A 20,591-nucleotide genomic window follows, 5' to 3' on the forward strand; every position below is an offset into this window, starting at 1 on the left:
TCCAACCCTACCGACCCCCACCCCCGCACGAAGAAACCGCCGAGTACGCAGACAGTCTGCGTACTCGGCGGTTTCGAACGGATTATTCGCGTACTCGGCGGTTTCAGCCGTTCGCGGCGAGGTCGGGAGTGGCCGGGCCGGTTCCGATGGCGGCGGCGGTGTTGGCGCCGGCGCTGACGGACTCCTGGCGGGCGGTCGTGGTGAACACGAAGTCGCCGTCCTTGAAGTCGACGTGCACGTGGTCGCCCGCGTTCAGCTCGCCGTGGAGGATCTTCTCACTCAGCCGGTCCTCGATCTCGTGCTGGACCGCACGGCGCAGCGGCCGGGCTCCCAGCGTCGGGTCGAAGCCGACCTCGATCAGGCGCTCCTTGGCCGGGACCGCCAGCTCGATCGTCATGTCACGGTCGAGCAGCCGGTCGGAGAGGCGCTTGATGAACAGGTCCACGATCTGCAGCAGCTCGGCCTTGTTGAGCTGCGGGAACACGATGATCTCGTCCACGCGGTTGAGGAACTCCGGCTTGAAGTTCTTCTTGAGCTCCTCGTAGACCTTGCCGCGCATCCGGTCGTAACCGGTGGTCGGGTCGCCCTCGATCTGGAAGCCGACGGGGCCGCCGGAGATGTCCTTCGTGCCGAGGTTCGTGGTCATGATGATCACGGTGTTCTTGAAGTCGACCACGCGACCCTGACCGTCCGTCAGACGTCCCTCCTCCAGGATCTGGAGCAGCGAGTTGAAGATGTCCGGGTGCGCCTTCTCGATCTCGTCGAACAGCACGACGCTGAACGGCTTGCGGCGGACCTTCTCGGTGAGCTGGCCGCCCTCCTCGAAGCCGACGAACCCGGGAGGGGCGCCGAACAGCCGGGAGACCGTGTGCTTCTCGCCGTACTCCGACATGTCGAGCGAGATCATCGCCGACTCGTCGTCGAACAGGAACTCCGCGAGCGCCTTGGCCAGCTCCGTCTTACCGACACCGGTGGGGCCGGCGAAGATGAACGAGCCGGAAGGGCGCTTGGGGTCCTTCAGGCCGGCACGGGTGCGGCGGATGGTCTTGGAGAGCGCCGAGATGGCCTCTTCCTGACCGATGACCCGCTGGTGCAGGGCCTTCTCCATGAACACCAGGCGAGCGGACTCCTCCTCGGTGAGCTTGAAGACCGGGATGCCGGTGGCCTGAGCCAGTACCTCCGCGATCAGGCCCTCGTCGACCTCGGCCGTCGTCTTGACGTCGCCCGAGCGCCACTGCTTCTCCAGGCGCAGCCGCTCGCCGAGGAGGTTCTTCTCCTCGTCGCGCAGGGAGGCGGCCCTCTCGAAGTCCTGGTCCTCGATCGCGGCCTCCTTCTGGGAGCGCACGGCGGCGATCTTGTCGTCGAACTCGCGCAGCTCCGGCGGCGCCGACAGGATCGACAGGCGCAGGCGGGCGCCGGCCTCGTCGATCAGGTCGATGGCCTTGTCCGGCAGGAAGCGGTCCTGGATGTAGCGGTCGGCGAGGTTCGCCGCTGCCACGATCGCACCGTCGGTGATGGACACCTTGTGGTGCGCCTCGTACCGGTCGCGCAGCCCCTTGAGGATGTTGATCGTGTGGGGCAGCGACGGCTCCGCCACCTGGATGGGCTGGAACCGGCGCTCCAGCGCCGCATCCTTCTCGAAGTGCTTGCGGTACTCGTCGAGCGTGGTCGCGCCGATGGTCTGCAGCTCGCCGCGGGCCAGCAGCGGCTTCAGGATGCTGGCGGCGTCGATCGCGCCCTCGGCCGCACCGGCGCCGACGAGCGTGTGGATCTCGTCGATGAAGGTGATGATGTCGCCGCGGGTGCGGATCTCCTTGGTGACCTTCTTCAGGCGCTCCTCGAAGTCGCCGCGGTAGCGGGAGCCGGCGATGAGCGAGCCGAGGTCGAGTGTGTAGAGCTGCTTGTCCTTCAGCGTCTCGGGCACGTCGCCGCGGACGATCGCCTGGGCGAGGCCCTCAACGACGGCGGTCTTGCCGACGCCGGGCTCACCGATCAGCACGGGGTTGTTCTTGGAGCGGCGCGACAGGATCTGCATGACGCGCTCGATCTCTTTCTCGCGCCCGATCACGGGGTCGAGTTTGTTGTCGCGCGCGGCCTGCGTGAGGTTGCGGCCGAACTGGTCGAGGATCTGGCTGCCTGCCTGCGCCGTCGCCTGATCGTTGCCGCCGACCTGCACCTGCTCCTTGCCCTGGTAGCCGGAGAGGAGCTGGATGACCTGCTGACGAACGCGGTTGAGGTCGGCGCCCAGCTTCACGAGAACCTGGGCGGCGACGCCCTCGCCCTCGCGGATGAGGCCGAGCAGGATGTGCTCGGTGCCGATGTAGTTGTGGCCGAGCTGGAGGGCCTCGCGGAGGCTCAGCTCCAGGACCTTCTTGGCGCGCGGCGTGAAGGGGATGTGGCCGGTCGGCTGCTGCTGACCCTGGCCTATGATGTCCTGGACCTGCTCGCGGACGGCGTCCAGCGAGATACCGAGCGATTCCAGAGCCTTGGCGGCGACACCCTCACCCTCGTGGATCAGGCCGAGCAGGATGTGCTCCGTCCCGATGTAGTTGTGGTTGAGCATCTTGGCCTCTTCCTGGGCCAAGACGACGACGCGGCGAGCGCGGTCGGTGAATCTCTCGAACATGTCTACTCCTTGGCGACACCGTTGCAGGGTCGGCGCCGATACATCGAGGGTAGCCGCGGCATCCCGTGCTTCGGAGGCATGTTCGCTGGAGGCGTGACGCCGTGTCAGCCGCGGATGGCGGCGATCGTGAGGGTGGTGTCGGGGAGCTTGACGGTGACGTCCGAGCTGGTCGTCAGGCCGCTGGGCGTGTCGAACACGGTGGTGTGCGGGACGATGTCGTGCGTGCACACGCCGCCGGCCGCGGGGGCGAGCATGGCCTCCAGCTGATTGGACGCCACCACCTTCACCGACTGCACGGTCGGCGGGCAGGTGGAGCTGCCGTTGAGCACGATCCCGAACTGCTTTCCGTTGTCCAGCCAGGTCGCCCAGGAGGCGCCGCCCGCGCTGCTGGCCGGGGGCTGGACGCCCTGCGGCTCGCCCGCGTAGTCCTTCGCGGGTTTCACCTGCGTGCTCGTACATCCCGCGAGCAGCAGGGCCGCTGCGACGAGCACGGCGGAGGCGGCGATGGACGTCCGGGGGCGCGCTGCACGATTCACGCGCTCATTCTATGGTGGCGCGATGACGCCTAGGATGCCGCCATGAGCAACCTCGAGCGCGACCCGGTGGAGGTCCTCGCGGGCGACGACGTGATCGTCGCCGACGCGGGCGTGGAGATCCTGGAGCCGCGCGAGGTTCCGCTCGGCGGACCGCGTGCGATGACCGTGCGGCGCACCCTCCCCCAGCGGCGGCGCTCCCTGATCGGCGGCTGGTGCTTCGTCGACCACTACGGCCCGGACGACGTCTCGCTGACCGGCGGGATGCAGGTCCCGCCGCATCCGCACACCGGGCTGCAGACGGTGAGCTGGCTGTTCGAGGGCGAGATCGACCACCGCGACAGCGTCGGCAGCCACGCCCTGGTGCGGCCGGGCGAGCTCAACCTGATGACGGCGGGACGCGGGATCAGCCACTCCGAGGTGTCCACGCCAGGGACGCAGCGGCTGCACGGCGTCCAGCTCTGGGTGGCGCTGCCGAGCGCGTCGCGGGAGGTCGCCCCCTTCTTCGAGCACCACGTCCCGTCGCCGGCGGCGCTCGGGGACGCGACCGTGCGGACCTTCGTCGGCGCGCTGGCCGGGAGCGGGACGGCGGCGACCGTGTTCTCTCCGCTGGTCGGCGCGGAGCTCACCCTGCCCGCGGGAGCGCGGGTGACCGTGCCGCTTGATCCGGCCTTCGAGCACGGCGTCCTGGTCGACGCCGGGGAGGTGACGGTCGCCGGCTCCGCCGTGCCCCTCGCGCATCTCGCGTACCTCTGCCCCGGGCGGGACTCCGTGGAGGTGGAGGCCGCCGGGCCCGCGCGCCTCCTGCTGCTCGGCGGCGAGCCGCTCGGCGAGGAGATCGTCATGTGGTGGAACTTCATCGGCCGCAGCCACGAGGACATCGTCGCGGCGCGGGCCGAGTGGCAGCGCGACGTGATCGACGGGGAGGATCCGGAGGGGCGGTTCGGGACGGTGGGCGGGTATGCCGGCAGCGCGCTGCCGGCGCCGGCGCTGCCGACGGTGCGGCTGAAGCCGCGCGGCTAACGGCTACTGCAGGGCGGAGGTGAGGCGGGCGAGGTTGTCGAGGACGGTGGAGCGGAGGGGCTGCTTCATCCACTCGTCCAGGGTCAGCTCGCGGCTGTCGCGGCGGTAGCCGTCCTCCACTTCGCGCATCTGCTCGACGAACGAGCGTCCGCGCACCATCAGCGAGACCTCCATGTTCAGCAGGAACGAGCGCATGTCCATGTTGCTCGACCCGATGACGGCGACGTCGTCGTCGATCGTGAAGTGCTTCGCGTGCAGGATGTAGGGCGCTTTGTACATCCAGATCCGCACGCCGGCCCGCAGCAGCGCCTCGTAGTACGAGCGCTGCGCGTGGTAGACGAGCGCCTGGTCGCCGATCTCGGAGACGAACAGGTCGACGGCGATGCCCCGCTGGGTGGCGGTCGTGATGGCCGTGAGCATGGCCTCGTCCGGCACGAAGTACGGCGAGGTGATGACGATGCGCTCCTGCGCGTAGTACAGCAGCGCGAGGAAGAGCCGGAGGTTGTTCTCGCCCGCGAACCCGGGGCCGGACGGCACCACCTGGGCGTCGAGCTCCTCGGGGTCGTTCGCGTTGCGGGCGTCCTCGTCGGTGATCGGCTCCGTCTCGCGGCGGAGCAGCTCGTCGGTCTCGCTGTACCAGTCGGTGATGAAGATCGCGTTCAGACCGGCGACGATCGGGCCCTCCAGGCGGACGATGAGCTCTTTCCACTTGAGGCCGCGCTTGATGTTCGACTTCTTGTTGTAGCTGCGGTCGATGACGTTCTGCGATCCCATGAACGCCACCCGCCCGTCCACGATGAGCAGCTTGCGGTGGTTGCGGAGGTCCGGTCGCTGGTACTTGCCCTTGAACGGCTGCACCGGCAGCATCAGGTGCCACTTCGCGCCCATCGTGGTCAGGCGCTTGATGGTGGCCTTGTAGTCGGGCGTGCGCACCGACGCGATGTGGTCGAGCAGCACGCGCACGACGACCCCGCGGGCGACCGCGGCCTCCATCGCCTCGAAGAACGGCGCGGTGGTCTTGTCGAGCGTGAGGATGTAGAACTCGACGTGCACGTACTTCTTCGCGTCGGCGATCGCGGCGGTCATCGCGGCCAGCGAGTCGTCGTAGTGCCCGTTGAGGCTGGCCCGGTTGCCGCCGACCAGCGGCATCGCGCCCAGGTTGCGGTTGAGCTCGACCACCGACTCCAGCCACGTCGGCCACGGGTGGTCGCGGCGCACCCGCTCCATGCCCTCGGTGCTGTCGAGGATGAAGGTGTTGATCTCCTCCTGCTTCTCGCGGCGCTTCTTCGGGAGCTTGTAGCTGCCGATGAGCAGGAAGAACAGCACGCCGATGTACGGGATGAGGAAGATGGCCAGCAGCCAGGCCGTCGCGGAGGTGGGCTTGCGGTTGCGCGGGACGACGATGATCGCGATGACGCGGATGACGAAGTCGAGGAGCAGCGCGAGGACGACGATCGTCGTGGTCAGGAAACCCGCGTCCATCCATCCCCCTCGGGCGTCAGCCGGTGAGGACGCCGGAACGGCGCCCTCGAATGCCTACCGTAGCGGGCGGCGAGCCTCCGGAGCGAGACGGCGCACGATCGGACGGCGTCATCGGGCCGGGCGGCGGGCTCCTCCTGAGAGTGCGCTCAGCTCTTGGGGGCGAGGCCGCGGCGGGCGCGCTCCTCGTTCTCCATGCGGGAGTACACCTTGCGCTCGGTGCGGTCGGCACGCACGATGGCGCGCATGATCGCCCAGAACAGCAGGCCGACGAGCACGGTCGGGGCCAGCGACCAGACGATTCCACCGATGATGTCTCCCATAGCGGGATAATGGTACCTCGCGCACATGTGAAACCCGACTCCCCCGGAGCAGCACCACGCCTCCCTTCCTCGTCTTCCTCACCACCTGGTCGTTCGACCCGGCGGCCGCAGTCATGCTCGTCGCAGCGGTGGCCCTCTACCTCGGCGGCGTGCTGTCCCTGCGGCGCCGCGGCCACCATTGGCCGGCGCGGCTGACGTGGATGTACCTGCTGCTCGGGCTCGGCTCGTACGCGGTCATCTCGTTCGGCTTCCTAGGCGCCGAGAGCCAGGAGCTGCGCTGGGCGTTCACGACGCGGATCGCGCTGCTGCTGTTCGTCGTGCCCGCGCTCGTGAGCCTCGGGAGGCCGATCGCGCTCGCGCGGGTGGCGCTGGGCAGCACGGGTCAGGGGCGCACCGACCGGTTCCTGCAGTCGCGACCGGTGCGGCTGTTCGGCAACGCCATCTTCGCGACGGTCTTCGCCTGCGCGGCGTTCATGATCTTCCTGACGCCGGTCGCAGCGGTCCTCCGCGACAACCCGTGGTCGGAATGGACCATCTCCGTGCTGGTGCCGCTCGCGGGCCTGCTGATGGTGCTGCCGATCGCGGCCCACTCCGTGATCCACACCAGCTTCTTCATCACGGTCGAGTTCCTGCTGGCGTTCGTCGCGCTGCTGCTCGACGCCATCCCCGGGCTGCTGCTGCGGCTCAACGACGCCGTGCTGGACCACGCTCCGGCGATCGTCGGCCCGTTGCCGTTGTGGTTCCCGAGCGCCCTGCACGACCAGCATCTGTCCGGCGACTTCCTGTGGTTCATCGCCGAGATCGCGGACGTCCCGATCCTGGTCATCCTGTTCATCCGATGGATGCGCCTGGACCGCCGCGAGGGAAAGAAGCTGGACGAGCTCAGCGACGAGGAGATGGAGGCGCTCACGCAAGCGCACCTCCACCAGCGCGGCTGAGCCCCCCGCTCCCCGCATCGAGGGGCACGTAAACGCCCCTAAAACCGCGTTTTAGGGGCGTTTACGTGCCCCTCGGCGTTACTTCACCAGGGGGAAGAGGATGGTCTCGCGGATGCCGAGGCCGGTGAGGGCCATGAGGAGGCGGTCGATGCCCATGCCCATGCCGCCGGTGGGGGGCATGCCGAACTCGAGGGCGCGCAGGAACTCCTCGTCCAAGCGCATCGCCTCGTCGTCGCCGGCGGCCGCGAGGCGCGCCTGCTCCACGAAGCGCTCGCGCTGCACGACGGGGTCGATCAGCTCGGAGTAGCCGGTCGCCAGCTCGAAGCCGCGCGTGTACAGATCCCACTTCTCGACCACGCCGTCGCGCGAGCGGTGCGCGCGCACGAGCGGGCTGGTGTCGACCGGGAAGTCCATGACGAAGGTCGGGCGCACGAGCCCCGACTTCACGTGGTGCTCCCACAGCTCCTCGACGTACTTGCCGGGCAGCGGGTGCGGCACCTCGATCTCGGCCTCCGCCGCCAGCTCGCGCAGCCGCGACATCGGGGTCTGCGGGGTGATCTCCTCGCCGATGGCCTCCGAGAGGCTGTCGTACATCCGGATGCGGTCCCACTGGCCGCCGAGGTCGTACGCGGTGCCGTCCGCCCAGGTGACCACGTGCGAGCCGGAGACGGCGAGCGCCGCGTCCTGGATGAGCTGCTGGGTCAGGTCGGCGATCGAGTTGTAGTCGCCGTACGCCTGGTAGGCCTCCAGCATCGCGAACTCGGGCGAGTGCGTGGAGTCCGCGCCCTCGTTGCGGAAGTTGCGGTTGATCTCGAACACCCGGTCGATGCCGCCGACGACCGCGCGCTTCAGGTACAGCTCCGGCGCGATGCGCAGGAAGAGCTCGGTGTCGAACGCGTTGGAGTGGGTGACGAACGGGCGGGCGGAGGCGCCGCCGTGCATCACCTGCAGCATCGGCGTCTCGACCTCCACGAAGCCCTGGCCCGCGAAGGTGCTGCGCAGGCTCGCGACGGCGGCGGCACGGTCGAGCACGTTGCGGCGGGCCTGCTCGCGCGCGATCAGGTCGAGGTACCGCGAGCGGACACGCGTCTCCTCGTTGAGCTCGTTGTGGAGGTTCGGCAGCGGCAGGATCGCCTTGGACGCGATCTCCCAGCCGCGGACCATGATCGACAGCTCGCCGCGGCGGCTGGAGATGACCTCGCCCGAGACGAAGACGTGGTCGCCGAGGTCGACCAGCTCCTTCCAGCGCGCCAGCGACTCCTCGCCCACCTCGGCGAGCGAGACCATCGCCTGGAGGCGCGAGCCGTCGCCCGACTGCAGCACGGCGAAGCAGAGCTTGCCGGTGTTGCGCTGGTGGACTACGCGGCCGGCGAGGCCGACGGTCTCGCCGGAGGTCTGGTCGGCCTCCAGGTGACCCCAGGCGGCGCGCACCTCGGGGATGGTGGTCGTCACGGGGACCTGCACCGGGTAGGCGCCGCCGCCCGCGTCGCCGGCCTCGGCGATGAGGCGCTCGCGCTTGGCCAGTCGGACGGCCTTCTGCTCGCTGATCTCGTCGGCGGTGAGGTCGCCGTCGGCGTTGAGGTCGGTGGCGGGCGCTTCGGTCATCGTGTCTTCCGTTCCGGCGGTTCTGTGGAGGGCGTGCGTCTCAGGGAGGCTCAGCCGAGCGTGATGCGCGCGTTGTCGATCAGGCGGGTGGAGCCGACGCGGGCGGCGATCAGCAGCAGCGCGGGACCGTGGAGGTCCGCACCCGCTTCGAGGAACGTGTCCTGATCGACGATCGCGAGATAGTCCAGTTTAACGACCGGCTCGGCCTGCACGCGCGCGGTCGCGGCTTCGAGGGCTGCTGCCGCTCCCCCGGACGCCGCGGACGCGCCGGCGGCGAGCGCCTGCGACAGCGTGATGGCGGCCCTCCGCTGGTCGTCGTCCAGGTAGCGGTTGCGGCTGGAGAGGGCGAGGCCGTCCTCCTCCCGCACGGTGTCGACCACGGCGATGGTGACCGGGAGGTCGAGGTCGTCGACCATGCGGCCGACCAGATGCACCTGCTGGGCGTCCTTCTGGCCGAACACGGCGACGTCGGGCTGGACGATGTTGAGCAGCTTGGCGACGACGGTCAGCATCCCGTCGAAGTGACCCGGGCGCGAGGCGCCGTCGAACAGCCGGCCGACCTCGCCCGCGGAGACCCGCGTGGAGGACGGGCCGTCCGGATACATCTCGGCGACGGTCGGCGCGAAGACCAGGTCGGCGAGGCCGTCGAGCGCGGCGACGTCGGCGTCGAGGGTGCGCGGGTAGCGGTCCAGGTCCTCGTTCGGGCCGAACTGCAGCGAGTTGACGAAGATCGAGACGACCACGAGACCGCCCAGGTCGCGCGCCCGGCTCACCAGGCTCAGATGGCCGCGGTGGAGGGCGCCCATCGTCGGGACCAGCACGACCCGGCCCGTGGGCGCGTCGGCGGGGCCGTCGAGCGCCGCTTCCCGCCTGGCGCGGGCCACCCGCTCGCGCAGTTCGGCGATGGTGGTCACGACGTCCGGCATGACGGTCCTCTCGGGGTGGTGGCGGTGAGGTCGTTGGCGCCGGTCCCGCACGGGCGAGGCGGCCGCATCCAGGCTACTCGCCGCGGAGGTACCAGCCGCGACCGTCGTCGCCGGGATCGCCCTCACCCGGGCCGTCCTCCGCGCCGAGCGCCTCCAGCACGTCGCCGACGTCGAGCGCGGTCGGCGCTCCGGCGCGGGTCAGGGCGTTGTCGACGGCCGAGCGCAGCAGCGAGCTGAGGAACGATCCGGGGTTCTCGACGCCGATCCCCGCGAGGATGCCGGTGGACTGCTCCACGATCGAGCGCGAGAACGCGGTCGCCGTCGCGATGGCCTCGGCGTAGGCCGGACGGTCGGCCTCCGCGATCACGACCGGCTCGCCGCCCATCTCGACCACCAGGGCCTGCGCGATCGGGAGCACCGGGGTGGGCGCGGTGACGGCGAACCAGCTCTCCGCCAGCCGGGTGAGGTCGAGGCTGGTGCCCGTGAACTCGAACGCCGGGTGCACCGCGAGCGGGATGGCGCCGGCCTCCGCGGCCGGGCGCAGCACCTCGACGCCGTAGCCCGGTGCGGTGTGCAGCACGAGCTGACCGGGCTGCCAGGTCCCGGTCGCGGCGAGGCCGGCGACGAGGCCGGGCAGCTCACGGTCGGGGACGGCGAGGATGACGAGCTCGCTGCGCTCCACGAGGGTCGGTACGTCCAGGATCGGCGCCTGGGGCAGCATCGCCTGGGCGCGCTCGCGGCTCTCGGCGGACACCGCGGAGATGCCGACGATCGCGTGGCCCGCTCCGGCGAGTGCCGCGCCGAGCACGGGTCCGACGCGCCCGGCGCCGACGATGCCGAGGCCGAGACGGCCGGAGCGGCGGGTGCTGTCGTTCATGCGTCCTCCTCGTCGGATTCGTGCCGAATGTCGCTTTTCGCGGGGCTGGAGTCGACATTCGGCACGAATCCCGGGGTGTCTCTCCAGCGGTGGGTGCGGTCGGCGGCGGCGGCGGCCACGGCGCGCACCGCCACGCTCTCGAAGAGCTGCTCGCTGGTCGCCGCGTCCATCGCGCCGAGCCGGGGATGAACAGGGCCGGAGACCGTGTGGAAGCGCGCCTCCGCCACCCCGAGCAGCCGATCGAGCGGGCCCTGCTGCAACTCCAGGCTCTGCAGCCGGGCCAGCGGCACCACCGCCAGGCTCCGCCAGACGAAGCCGCGGCGCAGCAGCACGGCCCCGTCCACCATCCGGAAACCGGTGCGCTGCCACGAGAACGGCCGCAGCCAGATCGCGCGGCGCGGGCTGCCGGTGAACGCGTCGCGACCGCGGGAGGTCATGCCCTCCAGGATCGCGGCGCTGTGCTCGTCGGTGAACGCCGGGAGCACCAGCGACAGCACCTTGGCCACATCGGCTTGGTCGCCGACCGGCAGCATGGTCGTGTTCGGCTGGCCCGCCGCGCCCTTCTCGCGCGTGTGACCGGCCGTGTCGATGCGGATCTGCCACCAGCCGAACGGCCGCCAGAGGAGGGGCTGCAGCACCTCGACGGCGTGGATGCGGCCCGGCGGCAGCGTCTCGTTGCTCGTCGTGAGCAGGCCGAAGCCCATCCGTACGCCGTCGGGCGTGCCCGCGATCGAGTACCGGAGGGACTTGGTGAACCGGTTGATGTAGAAGCTCGCCGAGCCGAGCAGGCCGGGGAGGACGACGATCAGCAGCCAGGGCGCGCCGCCGGCCGAGCCGATCACCAGCAGGACGATCACGGCGACGACGAACACGGTGAACCCGCTCAGCACGAGCGAGCCGGCGAGGCGGACGGGCGGGATCTTCACGACCGACTCCGGCGGCGCCGCGTTCGGGTCGAGCTCCGGCGCGAGGAAGTCGTCGATGCGCCGGCTGACGAAGTCGCCGACCTGGGCGGCGCGGGAGGCCGCGACGACGCCAGGAGCCGGGGCCGCGGCCTCCGCCTCCCGGACACCCGACGCGAGCCGCAGCACGTCCGACCGCAGCCCGTCGGCGAGCACCGAGCCGAGGTATGCCAGGGTCACGTTCGCGTCGTGCCCGGCCACGGAGATCTCGAGCTTGGCCGCCCCGAAGATGCGCGCGAGCAGCGGCCGCTGCACGTTGATGCCCTGGATGCGGTCGAGCCTGGCCTTGCGCTGGGTGCGGAACAGGATGCCGCTGCGCACCTCCACCGCGTCGTCGGTGATCCGGAAGCTGTGCATCCGCCACGACACGTAGAACGCGGCGAGGCAGCCGAACAGCACGACGGCGACGCCGAGCAGCGCCCAGCCCTCCCAGCCGTGGTTGACGATCGCGTCGATCGGGTCGCCGCCGACGTCGGGCGCTCCGACGAAGAAGCTCACCAGCCGTTCGCGCAGGTTGGACAGCACGAAGCCCAGGACCGCGATGAACACGATGCCGCCGCGCAGCAACGGCGTCGCGGGGTGGAGCCGGTGCCACTCGCCGTCGGTGAAGCGCTCGGCGGCGCGCTCGGCGGGGTTCAGCGGGCCGCCGGGGAGAGGCGCACCCGGCAGCGGTGCGCCCGATGCCCCGCCCTGCGGCACGCCCCCGGGCTCCGGAATGGTCACAGCCCTGCCCGGCGGCTCTCCGCCAGCTCCACCAGGCGGTCCCGCAGCTCCGCGGCCTGCGGCTCCGGGAGTCCGGGGACGACGACGTTCGTCGACGCCGCCGCCGTCACGAACTTCAGGTCGGCCAGCCCGAGCATCCGCCCGACCGGCCCGCGCGTGATGTCGATGAGCTGCATGCGCCCGTACGGCACCGACACGAAGCGCTGGAACATGATCCCGCGTCGGAAGAGCAGGTCGTCGGCGCGCAGGATGTACCCGATCGACCGGGTGCGCCGGTTCGCGATGAACAGCCCGATGAGCGTCGCGACCACGACGACCACCAGCAGCGTCCACGCCCACGACCACCCGGCGACCAGCCAGAGGAACACCGTCCCTGCGCTCAGGACGATCCCGCTGATCAGGGTGCTGACGACGACCACGACGACGTACTTCGGCGAGACGCGGTTCCACTCCCCGACGGTGAGGTCAATGCGAGCGGGCACGGGCGGCCTCCGGGTCGTCGTCCTTGTCGTCGGGCGGGAGGGTGCAGAAGAACTCGGCGACCAGGCCCGCGACGAGCAGGATGACAGCGCCCGCCGTGCCGAGCGAGGTCAGCAGCACCGCGTTCGAGGCGGGCAGCACGTCCCGGGTGAGGATGTAGATCAGGATGCCGGCGCCCGCGCCGGTCAGCAGCGCGCCGCTCAGGCTGCACGCCTTGGCGAGGACGACGATCCGCGTCGCCTGGAACGGGTCGATGCGGCGCGAGCTGCGGCCGCGCACGGACCGGCGGATCGGGATGGCGAACGCCACGACGATGATCGCGACCGCGACCAGCGTGATCGGCAGGGTCAGCGGCGGGATGAACACGGCGATGCCGGTGCCGGACGCCGCGAGCTCCCCGAGGAAGCCCACCACCAGTCCGAGTACCCCGAGGCCGATCAGGGAGGTGGGACGCGTGCGCTTCATGCGTCCCCCTCCTCGTACAGCGTCACCGGATCGGTCGCCTGGGCCGCCAGCGCGGCGACCGGCCCGTAGCCCGGCAGCACGGCGTCCGGGTCCACGTCCAGCCAGGGCACCAGGACGAAGGCGCGCTCGTGCGCGCGGGGGTGCGGGAGGACGATGCGCGGGTCGTCGTCGGCGACGATCCCCTGGTAGTCCACGATGTCGATGTCGAGGGTGCGGTCGCCCCAGCGCTCCCCGCGCACGCGGCCGAGGGCGTCCTCCACCCGGTTGACCGCGGCCAGCAGAGCCAGCGGGTCGAGGATGGTGTTGATCAACGCGACGGCGTTGAGGTAGGCGGGCGCCTCCTCGTCGATGCCCTCCGGCTTGAGCGCCGGCGTCTCGTAGAGCCGGGACACCGCCTCGACGCGGAGGCCGGCGTCGTCCGCGAGCAGCCGGAGCGCCTCGCGGATGGTGGCGACGCGGTCGCCCAGGTTGCTGCCGAAGGCGAGCACGGCCGGGACGCCGACGCGCAGGCGCTCCGGTCGCCCGATGCGGTTCGGCGGCGTCATGGCCGGCCCCGCAGGATGCGCACGGCGACATCGCCGAACGGCACCTCGATCGGGGCGTCCGGCTTGTGCACCGTGACCTCCACCGAGTGCACAGGATCGTGCGCGAGCACCACCCCGGCCACGCGCTCCGCGACCGTCTCGATGAGGTCGACGGGGTCGCGGCGGACGGCGTCGGCGATCTCGTTCGCCAGCTCGCCGTAGTGGACGGTGCGGGCGAGGTCGTCGGAGGCCGCAGACGGCGACAGGTCGAGGTGAGCCGTCACGTCCACGACGAAGTCCTGGCCGTTCGCGCGCTCGAAGTCGAACACCCCGTGGTGCGCCCGCACGCGCAGCCCGGTCAGTACGATCGCGTCCGTCGGCGTGCGCGAGACGGACACGGCAGCGGAATCAGTCATCGCGTCCAGCTTGCCACGCCTGCACCACATCCAGGGCCATCCGCGTCGACACCACGTCGTGCACGCGCACGGCCCAGACGCCGGCCTGCGCTGCCAGCGCGGAGATGACGGCGGTCGGCGCGTCGCGGTCCTCGACGGTGGCGCCCTCGCCGAGCAGTGTGCCGAGGAACCGTTTGCGCGACGCTCCGATGAGCACCGGGTAGCCGAGGGTCTCGAACTCGTGGAGGCCGGCGAGCACCTGCCAGTTGTGCTGCGCGTTCTTCGAGAAGCCGAGGCCCGGGTCGAGCACGAGCTTGGCCGGGTCGATGCCGTGGTCGAGGAGGCTGGTGACGCGGGCGGACAGCTCGGAGCGCACCTCCGCCACGGTGTGGCTGTAGACGGCGCGCGAGTCGGCCGCGTCGAGCCGGCCGCGCCAGTGCATGACGACGTACTGGAGTCCGGTGTCGAGCACGGCGTCCGGCATCCCGGCGTCGGCCAGCCCACCGGAGACGTCGTTGATGATCGCGGCGCCCGCGTCGGCGGCGGCGCGCGCTGTGGAGGCGTTGAGGGTGTCGATGCTGACCGTGACGCCGTGCTCGGCGAGCGTGCGGATGACGGGGACGACGCGGGCGCGCTCCTCCGCCGGGTCGACGCGCAGCGCGCCGGGCCGGGTGGACTCGCCGCCGACGTCGATCAGGTCGGCGCCCTGCGCGACGAGCTCGAGCGCGTGCGCGACCGCCGCCTCCGGCTCCAGCCACAGGCCGCCGTCGCTGAACGAGTCGGGCGTCACATTGAGCACGCCCATGACCAACGTCACGCCGTCGCCTCCACGGCGCGCGATTCGGCACGAATGTCGCGTTTCGGCTCGCGAGAGTCGACATTCGGCACGAATGTGCGCGTCATGCTGCGCCTGCGCCGATGAGCGCGATCAGCTCGGCGCGGGAGGCGGGCTCGGCGAAGGCGCCGCGCGCGGCCATCGTCACGGTGGTGGCGCGGGTCTGCCGTGCGCCGCGGGTGGTCACGCACTCGTGGGAGGCGTCCAGCACCACGAGGACGCCGCGGGCCGCAGCGCCCTCCTCGATCGTGTCGGCGATCTGCTCGGTGAGGCGCTCCTGGAGCTGCGGGCGCGACGAGAGGGTCTCGATCACGCGCGGGATGCGGCCGAGGCCGATCACCGCATCCCCGGGCAGGTAGGCCACATGCGCGACACCGAGGAACGGCAGCAGGTGGTGCTCGCACACCGACCGGAAGGCGATGTCGCGCAGGATCACGGTCTCGGCGCTGGCATCCTCCAGCGGCACCGGCTCACCGAGCTGCTGACGCGCGTCGACGCCCACGCCCGAGAAGAACTCGGCGTAGGCGTCGGCGACGCGCGACGGGGTGTCGGCCAGGCCCGGACGCGACGGATCCTCGCCGATGGCGGCGAGGATCTCGGCGACGGCCGCCTCGATGCGTGCGCGATCGAATCCGGTCATGCGGTGCGCGGCCTAGGCCGTGGCCGGCCGCGGCTTGATGGCGGGAGCCCGCTTCGGCTTCGACGACGGCGGCTCCGAGTCGACCCCGCCGTCCACGGCCCCGGCGTCGATGGGCGCCTTGGGGAACGGGATGGGCGGCTGGTCGGAGATCGGCCGCTTGTCGCTGGAGAGCCACTGCGGGCGCTCCGGCAGCTTCTTGACGTCGACGAAGATCTCGGCGATCTGGTTGTGGTCGAGCGTCTCGTGCTCCAGCAGCGAAGCCGCGAGCCGGTCGAGCACGGCGCGGTTGTCGTTGATGACCTCCCACGCCTCGTCGTGCGCCTTCTCGATGAGGGCGCGCACCTCGGTGTCGACGCGCTCGGCGATCCGCTCCGAGTAGTCGCGCTGGTGGCCCATGTCGCGGCCGAGGAACATCTCGCCGTTCGCCTGGCCCAGCTTGACCGAGCCGATGTCGGCGCTCATGCCGTACTCGGTGACCATCTTGCGGGCGATGGAGGTCGCCTTCTCGATGTCGTTGGAGGCGCCGGTGGTCGGGTCGTGGAAGACGATCTCCTCCGCGACGCGGCCGCCCATCGCGTAGGCGAGCTGGTCGAGCAGCTCGTTGCGGGTGATCGAGTACTTGTCCTCCAGCGGCATGACCATCGTGTAACCGAGGGCGCGGCCGCGCGGGAGGATGGTGATCTTGGTCACCGGGTCGGTGTGGCGCATCGCCGCAGCGGCGAGGGCGTGGCCGCCCTCGTGGTACGCGGTGATCAGCTTCTCCTGGTCCTTCATGACCCTGGTGCGCTTCTGCGGACCCGCGATCACGCGGTCCACGGCCTCGTCGAGGGCGCGGTTGTCGATGAGCTGCGCGTTGGAGCGGGCCGTCAGCAGCGCGGCCTCGTTGAGCACGTTGGCCAGGTCGGCGCCGGTGAAGCCGGGCGTCTTGCGGGCGAGCACCTCGAGGTCGACGGAGGCCGCCAGCGGCTTGCCGCGGCCGTGCACCTCCAGGATCTTCTTGCGGCCGAGCATGTCCGGAGCGTCCACGCCGATCTGACGGTCGAAGCGGCCCGGGCGCAGCAGCGCGGGGTCGAGGATGTCGGGACGGTTGGTCGCCGCGATCAGGATGACGTTGGTCTTCGGGTCGAAGCCGTCCATCTCCACCAGGAGCTGGTTGAGGGTCTGCTCGCGCTCGTCGTGACCGCCGCCGAGACCGGCGCCACGGTGACGGCCGACCGCGTCGATCTCGTCGATGAAGATGATGGCCGGGGAGTTCTCCTTGGCCTGCTGGAACAGGTCGCGGACACGGCTGGCGCCGACGCCCACGAACATCTCCACGAAGTCCGAGCCGGAGATGGAGTAGAAGGGGACGCCCGCCTCACCCGCGACGGCACGGGCCAGCAGGGTCTTGCCGGTTCCGGGAGGGCCGTACAGCAGCACGCCCTTCGGGATGCGGGCGCCGACGGCCTGGAACTTGGCGGGCTCCTTGAGGAAGTCCTTGATCTCCTCGAGCTCCTCGATGGCCTCGTCGGACCCGGCGACGTCGTCGAAGGTGACCTTCGGCGTCTCCTTGGTGACGAGCTTCGCCCGGGACTTGCCGAACTGCATGACCTTGTTGCCGCCGCCCTGCATGCCAGAGATCATGATCCAGAAGAACACGCCGATGAGCAGTGCGGGGATGAGGAAGCCGAGGATGTTCACGAACCAGTTGGGCTGCGGAACGGAGTCGTCGTAGCCCTTGGGGAGGTTGGCGTCGTCGATCGCTTTGACGATGTCGGCGCCGCGCGGGGTGACGTAGTAGAACTGCACCTGGGTGCCGTTGGCGCCGTCCGCCTGCTTGAGCATCAGGTCGACGCGGTTCTCGCCGTCGACGATCTTCGCGCTCGACACCTTGTCCTGCTGAAGGAGGTTGAGGCCCTCCTGCGTGGTGACGGGCTTGAAGCCCGACATGGTGATCAGGCTGGAGCCGATCCACACCGCGATGATCGCAAGCACGACGTACAGAATCGGGCCGCGGAAGATCTTCTTGAGGTTCATGGTGCGACCACAGTACCGCCTGGGCGCTGTGGGTCGGCTGCGTGTTCGCTCTGGGCGCGCTTACCGCTGCTGGCCTGTCCAGCGCTGGATCAGGAGGCCGGGAGGATCGCCGGCCAGTACTCCGCAATCATGCCGTTCTCCACCCGCACGAAGTCGTGACCGGCGAACGACATCGTCTCGTCCCCCATGTGACAGGTGAGGACCCACCGCGCCGCCACGAACCCGTCGCCGACGAGCGGCCCCGCCTGCACGTCGAACTCGACCCGATCGAACTGGTCGACGGTCTCGGCGATGGCCCGGGCGAACCCGCGCGGTCCGACCACGTCCCCCTCCGGCCAGTGCCCGACGGCGTCGCCCGCGATGATGGGCTCCAGCGCCGCGTGCCGGTCGCTCCACGCGGCAAGCCAGCGTCGGTACAGCTCGGGAGGTTCGTAGGGCATGGGGTCATCGGACCACGGCGCGGTGGCGGGCGCAAGTCGCGCGAGCCGAATCGGTCGACGTCGTGCCGGCGGCGGCCAGAGACTGCGCAAGCTGGACCCCGCCCGCCCGCCGCATCCGGGCGACCTGCGCGAGGTCTACCGCCGCTGAGGGTCGTCCCCGCGGCCCCACGCGATGGCGATCAACCTGCGCAGCACCGCGAGGTCGATGTCGTCCAGCTTTCGCACGTACACGCAGCCGGCGCCCTCGGTGAACGTGCCGAGCGACGGCAGCAGGTCCGCGCCCTCCGGAAGGTCCTTGATGCCGTAGAGCGAGAGCTGTGCCTTGCGCGGCGAGAAGCCGGTCTTGGGCCACTCGCCCTGACGGCGCGGGTCGGACGGCGAGACGTAGTGGTAGCTGCCGTAGCCGACGATCGACGGACCCCACAGGACCGGCTCGGCGCCCGTCACCTCGTGGAAGATGTCCGCCAGCACCAGGCCGTCGGCTCTGCGTCGCGCAGGCGTCGCTGCCTCGAGGAACGCGCGGACGTCCGCGTCCGTCGGCTGGGTCTTGACCTCCGCCATCGCTCTGACGATTAGCTGTAGACGGCCGGCGCCAGGATGCCGACGCCGCGGAGGTTGCGGTAGTGCTCGGCGTAGTCGAGGCCGTAGCCGACGACGAACTGGTTCGGGATGTCGAAGCCCACGTACTTCACGTCGATCTCGACGCGGGCGGCCTCCGGCTTGCGGAGCAGCGTGAAGATCTCGATCGACTCCGGTCCGCGGCTGTGCAGGTTCGCGAGCAGCCACGAAAGCGTGAGACCGGAGTCGATGATGTCCTCGACGATCAGCACGGTCTTGCCGCTGAGGTCGGTGTCCAGGTCTTTGAGGATGCGCACGACGCCGCTCGACGCGGTGCCGCTGCCGTAGGAGCTGACTGCCATCCAGTCCATCGTGACCGGGATGCGCAGCTCGCGGGACAGGTCGGCCATCACCATGACCGCGCCCTTGAGGACGCCGACGAGGAGGACGTCCTTGCCCGCGTAGTCGGCCTCCACCGTCCTGCTCAGCTCGGCGATGCGGGAGCGGATCTGCTCCTCGGTGATCAGAATCTCGGTCAGGTCGTCGTGAACGTCCGTGAGTTCCATGAGGGAGGCGCTGTCCTTAGCTGTCGGGGTGAAACGTGAGCAGGCCGTTCTGCCTGACAACTCTAACGCCTGGCAGGCTGAGCGGCCCCTGGCCGTGCCAGCCCGTGATGAGCTCCGCGACGGCGAGGGTGTGCGCCCTGCTCAGGGACACCCCGAACTCGGCCGAGACGACCAGCCGGATGATGCGCTGGCGGAGCGCGGCGGGGTCGGCGGCGAGGCCGCGGACGTCGAGCGCGACGGCGCCGTCCTCGGTCTGGCTGACCAGCTCCTGCGCCCACTCCAGCGCGAGGCCGTCGAGGGCGTCGTCGTCCTCGCGGAGCTGCTCGGCGGTGCGCGCGAGAGCCTCGGCGACGCCGGGACCGAGCTCGTCCTCCAGCGCGGGCAGCAGCCGGGTGCGGACCCGGACGCGCGCGTAGGCGGGGTCGTCGTTGTGCGGGTCGTCCCACGGGGTCAGCCCGCTGTCGGCGCAGAAGGCGCGCGTCGTCCGGCGGCGGAGGCCGAGGAACGGGCGCAGCAGCGTCCCGGTGTCCGGGCGCATCCCCTGGAGGCTGGACGGACCGGAGCCGCGGGCCAGGCCCAGCAGCACGGTCTCCGCCTGGTCGTCGAGCGTGTGGGCGAGCAGGACGCGGGCGGCGCCGGTGGCCGAGCGTGCTCGGTCGAAGGCGGCGTGCCGTGCGGCGCGCGCGTCGCCCTCGGGGCCGGAGGCTCCCGACGCGACGGTCACACGCTCCACGATCACCGGGTCGAGCCCGAGGTCGCGGGCCTGCGCGGCGGCGGCCTCGGCGGTCTCCGCGGAGCCGGGCTGGAGGCCGTGGTCGACCACGATCGCGCCGGCCAGGTAGCCGCGGCGCGGGGCCTCGAACGCGGTCGCGGCGGCGAGGGCGAGGGAGTCCGCTCCCCCGCTCAGGCCGACGAGCACGAGCGCTCCGGGAGCGAGCGGGGCGGGGCGCGCCGGGCCGTGGTCGTCGTGCGGGTCGACAGCGGGCAGCTCGGCCGCGGCGGCCAGGGCCTCCCGCACCGCGCGGCGGGCGTCGGCGATCGGCGGCGTCAGGCGCGGCCGGCGCGGAGCCCCGGCCGGCGCTCCACTCGTCACGTCACCCGAGGACCCGTTGAGGCGCATCCAGTAACGTTAGTGCAGATTTCCAACAGCTAAGGAGCATCGGCATGGCCGCATACGACGTCGTCATCGAGATCCCGAAGGGGAGCCACAACAAGTACGAGGTGGACCACGAGACCGGTCGCGTCTACCTGGATCGCGTGCTGTTCACCAGCTTCGTGTACCCGACCGACTACGGCTTCTTCGAGAACACCCTCGGCCTCGACGGCGACCCGGTCGACGCGCTGGTGCTGCTCGAGCACCCGGTCTTCCCCGGCGTCGGCGTCAAGGTGCGCCCGGTCGGCGTGCTGAACATGTCCGACGAGGCCGGCAGCGACGCCAAGGTGATCGCCGTGCCCTACAAGGACCCGCGCTGGCTGCACATCCAGGACGTCAACGACATCCCGGAGCAGTCCCGCAAGGAGATCGAGCACTTCTTCGCCCGCTACAAGGACCTCGAGCCGGGCAAGTTCGTCAACATCGAGGGCTGGGGCGACGCCGCGGAGGCCGAGGCCATCGTCGAGGCCGGCTTCGTCAAGCTCGCCGCCGAGGGCCACTGAC

At 70.7% G+C, this 20,591-nt stretch carries 22 protein-coding genes; 3 read left to right on the top strand and 19 right to left on the bottom strand.

Features of this window, described 5'->3' with window-relative positions:
- Positions 1-103: 103 nt before the first annotated feature.
- Positions 104-2,626: an ATP-dependent Clp protease ATP-binding subunit gene (locus tag ACFQ9V_RS10570; RefSeq protein ID WP_382459119.1), complete on the bottom strand. Its 2,523-nt coding sequence runs from the start codon at positions 2,624-2,626 to the stop codon at positions 104-106.
- 104 nt (positions 2,627-2,730) lie between these two features.
- Entirely contained in the window at positions 2,731-3,162 is a 432-nt protein-coding gene (locus ACFQ9V_RS10575; RefSeq protein WP_382459120.1) for a hypothetical protein, read from the bottom strand.
- Between the two features lie 42 nt (positions 3,163-3,204).
- On the opposite strand from ACFQ9V_RS10575, the gene ACFQ9V_RS10580 reads away from it, so the two are divergent.
- The gene (locus ACFQ9V_RS10580; RefSeq protein WP_382459121.1) at positions 3,205-4,182 is read left to right on the top strand and encodes a pirin family protein; all 978 of its coding nucleotides are present in this window, start codon (positions 3,205-3,207) and stop codon (positions 4,180-4,182) included.
- 3 nt (positions 4,183-4,185) lie between these two features.
- On the opposite strand, the gene cls is transcribed toward ACFQ9V_RS10580, so the two are convergent.
- Together cls and ACFQ9V_RS10590 are read right to left on the bottom strand one after the other, a co-directional pair.
- Positions 4,186-5,664, bottom strand: coding sequence for a cardiolipin synthase (gene cls / locus ACFQ9V_RS10585; RefSeq protein WP_382459122.1), 1,479 nt, complete (start codon positions 5,662-5,664; stop codon positions 4,186-4,188).
- A 146-nt stretch (positions 5,665-5,810) separates the two neighbouring features.
- A complete protein-coding gene (locus tag ACFQ9V_RS10590; RefSeq protein WP_382459123.1) occupies positions 5,811-5,984 on the bottom strand; it encodes a hypothetical protein in 174 nt (57 codons plus the stop codon).
- Between the two features lie 113 nt (positions 5,985-6,097).
- Here ACFQ9V_RS10590 and ACFQ9V_RS10595 point away from each other — a divergent pair, with 113 nt between their 5' ends.
- Positions 6,098-6,922 (top strand): cytochrome c oxidase assembly protein, encoded by an 825-nt coding sequence (locus ACFQ9V_RS10595; RefSeq protein ID WP_382459124.1) that lies wholly within the window; start codon positions 6,098-6,100, stop codon positions 6,920-6,922.
- 78 nt (positions 6,923-7,000) lie between these two features.
- On the opposite strand, the gene lysS is transcribed toward ACFQ9V_RS10595, so the two are convergent.
- The 15 genes from lysS to tilS form a co-directional block, all read right to left on the bottom strand.
- On the bottom strand, positions 7,001-8,527 hold the full coding sequence (gene lysS, locus ACFQ9V_RS10600) for a lysine--tRNA ligase (RefSeq protein WP_382459125.1): 1,527 nt from the start codon (positions 8,525-8,527) through the stop codon (positions 7,001-7,003).
- 50 nt (positions 8,528-8,577) lie between these two features.
- Entirely contained in the window at positions 8,578-9,453 is an 876-nt protein-coding gene (gene panC, locus ACFQ9V_RS10605) for a pantoate--beta-alanine ligase (RefSeq protein WP_382459126.1), read from the bottom strand.
- 73 nt (positions 9,454-9,526) lie between these two features.
- Positions 9,527-10,330 (bottom strand): Rossmann-like and DUF2520 domain-containing protein, encoded by an 804-nt coding sequence (locus ACFQ9V_RS10610; protein WP_382459127.1) that lies wholly within the window; start codon positions 10,328-10,330, stop codon positions 9,527-9,529.
- Positions 10,327-12,015, bottom strand: a complete 1,689-nt coding sequence (locus tag ACFQ9V_RS10615; protein WP_382459128.1) for a PH domain-containing protein — start codon at positions 12,013-12,015, stop codon at positions 10,327-10,329. Before ACFQ9V_RS10615 ends, ACFQ9V_RS10610 begins: the two co-directional genes overlap by 4 nt.
- Positions 12,012-12,497 carry a PH domain-containing protein gene (locus ACFQ9V_RS10620; protein WP_382459129.1) on the bottom strand — a complete coding sequence of 162 codons (486 nt, stop codon included), beginning with the start codon at positions 12,495-12,497 and terminating at the stop codon, positions 12,012-12,014. Before ACFQ9V_RS10620 ends, ACFQ9V_RS10615 begins: the two co-directional genes overlap by 4 nt.
- Complete coding sequence (locus ACFQ9V_RS10625; RefSeq protein ID WP_382459130.1) at positions 12,481-12,960, bottom strand: DUF3180 domain-containing protein; 480 nt, start codon at positions 12,958-12,960, stop codon at positions 12,481-12,483. The genes ACFQ9V_RS10620 and ACFQ9V_RS10625 overlap by 17 nt, the downstream gene beginning before the upstream one ends.
- Positions 12,957-13,505, bottom strand: a complete 549-nt coding sequence (gene folK, locus ACFQ9V_RS10630) for a 2-amino-4-hydroxy-6-hydroxymethyldihydropteridine diphosphokinase (RefSeq protein ID WP_382459131.1) — start codon at positions 13,503-13,505, stop codon at positions 12,957-12,959. Before folK ends, ACFQ9V_RS10625 begins: the two co-directional genes overlap by 4 nt.
- Positions 13,502-13,900: a dihydroneopterin aldolase gene (folB, locus tag ACFQ9V_RS10635; RefSeq protein ID WP_382459132.1), complete on the bottom strand. Its 399-nt coding sequence runs from the start codon at positions 13,898-13,900 to the stop codon at positions 13,502-13,504. Before folB ends, folK begins: the two co-directional genes overlap by 4 nt.
- The gene (folP, locus tag ACFQ9V_RS10640; RefSeq protein WP_382459133.1) at positions 13,893-14,696 is read right to left on the bottom strand and encodes a dihydropteroate synthase; all 804 of its coding nucleotides are present in this window, start codon (positions 14,694-14,696) and stop codon (positions 13,893-13,895) included. The genes folB and folP overlap by 8 nt, the downstream gene beginning before the upstream one ends.
- 82 nt (positions 14,697-14,778) lie before the next feature.
- Positions 14,779-15,354: a GTP cyclohydrolase I FolE gene (gene folE / locus ACFQ9V_RS10645; RefSeq protein WP_382459134.1), complete on the bottom strand. Its 576-nt coding sequence runs from the start codon at positions 15,352-15,354 to the stop codon at positions 14,779-14,781.
- 12 nt (positions 15,355-15,366) lie between these two features.
- Complete coding sequence (gene ftsH / locus ACFQ9V_RS10650; RefSeq protein ID WP_382459135.1) at positions 15,367-17,370, bottom strand: ATP-dependent zinc metalloprotease FtsH; 2,004 nt, start codon at positions 17,368-17,370, stop codon at positions 15,367-15,369.
- An 89-nt stretch (positions 17,371-17,459) separates the two neighbouring features.
- Positions 17,460-17,810 carry a nuclear transport factor 2 family protein gene (locus ACFQ9V_RS10655; protein ID WP_382459136.1) on the bottom strand — a complete coding sequence of 117 codons (351 nt, stop codon included), beginning with the start codon at positions 17,808-17,810 and terminating at the stop codon, positions 17,460-17,462.
- Between the two features lie 135 nt (positions 17,811-17,945).
- Entirely contained in the window at positions 17,946-18,371 is a 426-nt protein-coding gene (locus ACFQ9V_RS10660) for a DUF1801 domain-containing protein (RefSeq protein ID WP_382459137.1), read from the bottom strand.
- Between the two features lie 11 nt (positions 18,372-18,382).
- Positions 18,383-18,934, bottom strand: a complete 552-nt coding sequence (gene hpt, locus ACFQ9V_RS10665; protein ID WP_370054821.1) for a hypoxanthine phosphoribosyltransferase — start codon at positions 18,932-18,934, stop codon at positions 18,383-18,385.
- Positions 18,935-18,950: 16 nt separating this feature from the next.
- A complete protein-coding gene (tilS, locus tag ACFQ9V_RS10670) occupies positions 18,951-20,054 on the bottom strand; it encodes a tRNA lysidine(34) synthetase TilS (RefSeq protein ID WP_382459138.1) in 1,104 nt (367 codons plus the stop codon).
- Positions 20,055-20,098: 44 nt separating this feature from the next.
- On the opposite strand from tilS, the gene ACFQ9V_RS10675 reads away from it, so the two are divergent.
- Positions 20,099-20,590, top strand: a complete 492-nt coding sequence (locus ACFQ9V_RS10675) for an inorganic diphosphatase (RefSeq protein WP_382459139.1) — start codon at positions 20,099-20,101, stop codon at positions 20,588-20,590.
- Position 20,591: the final 1 nt, after the last annotated feature.

Origin of the sequence: Leifsonia sp. NPDC056665, from assembly GCF_042791795.1 — a bacterium.
GTDB lineage: Bacteria > Actinomycetota > Actinomycetes > Actinomycetales > Microbacteriaceae > Leifsonia.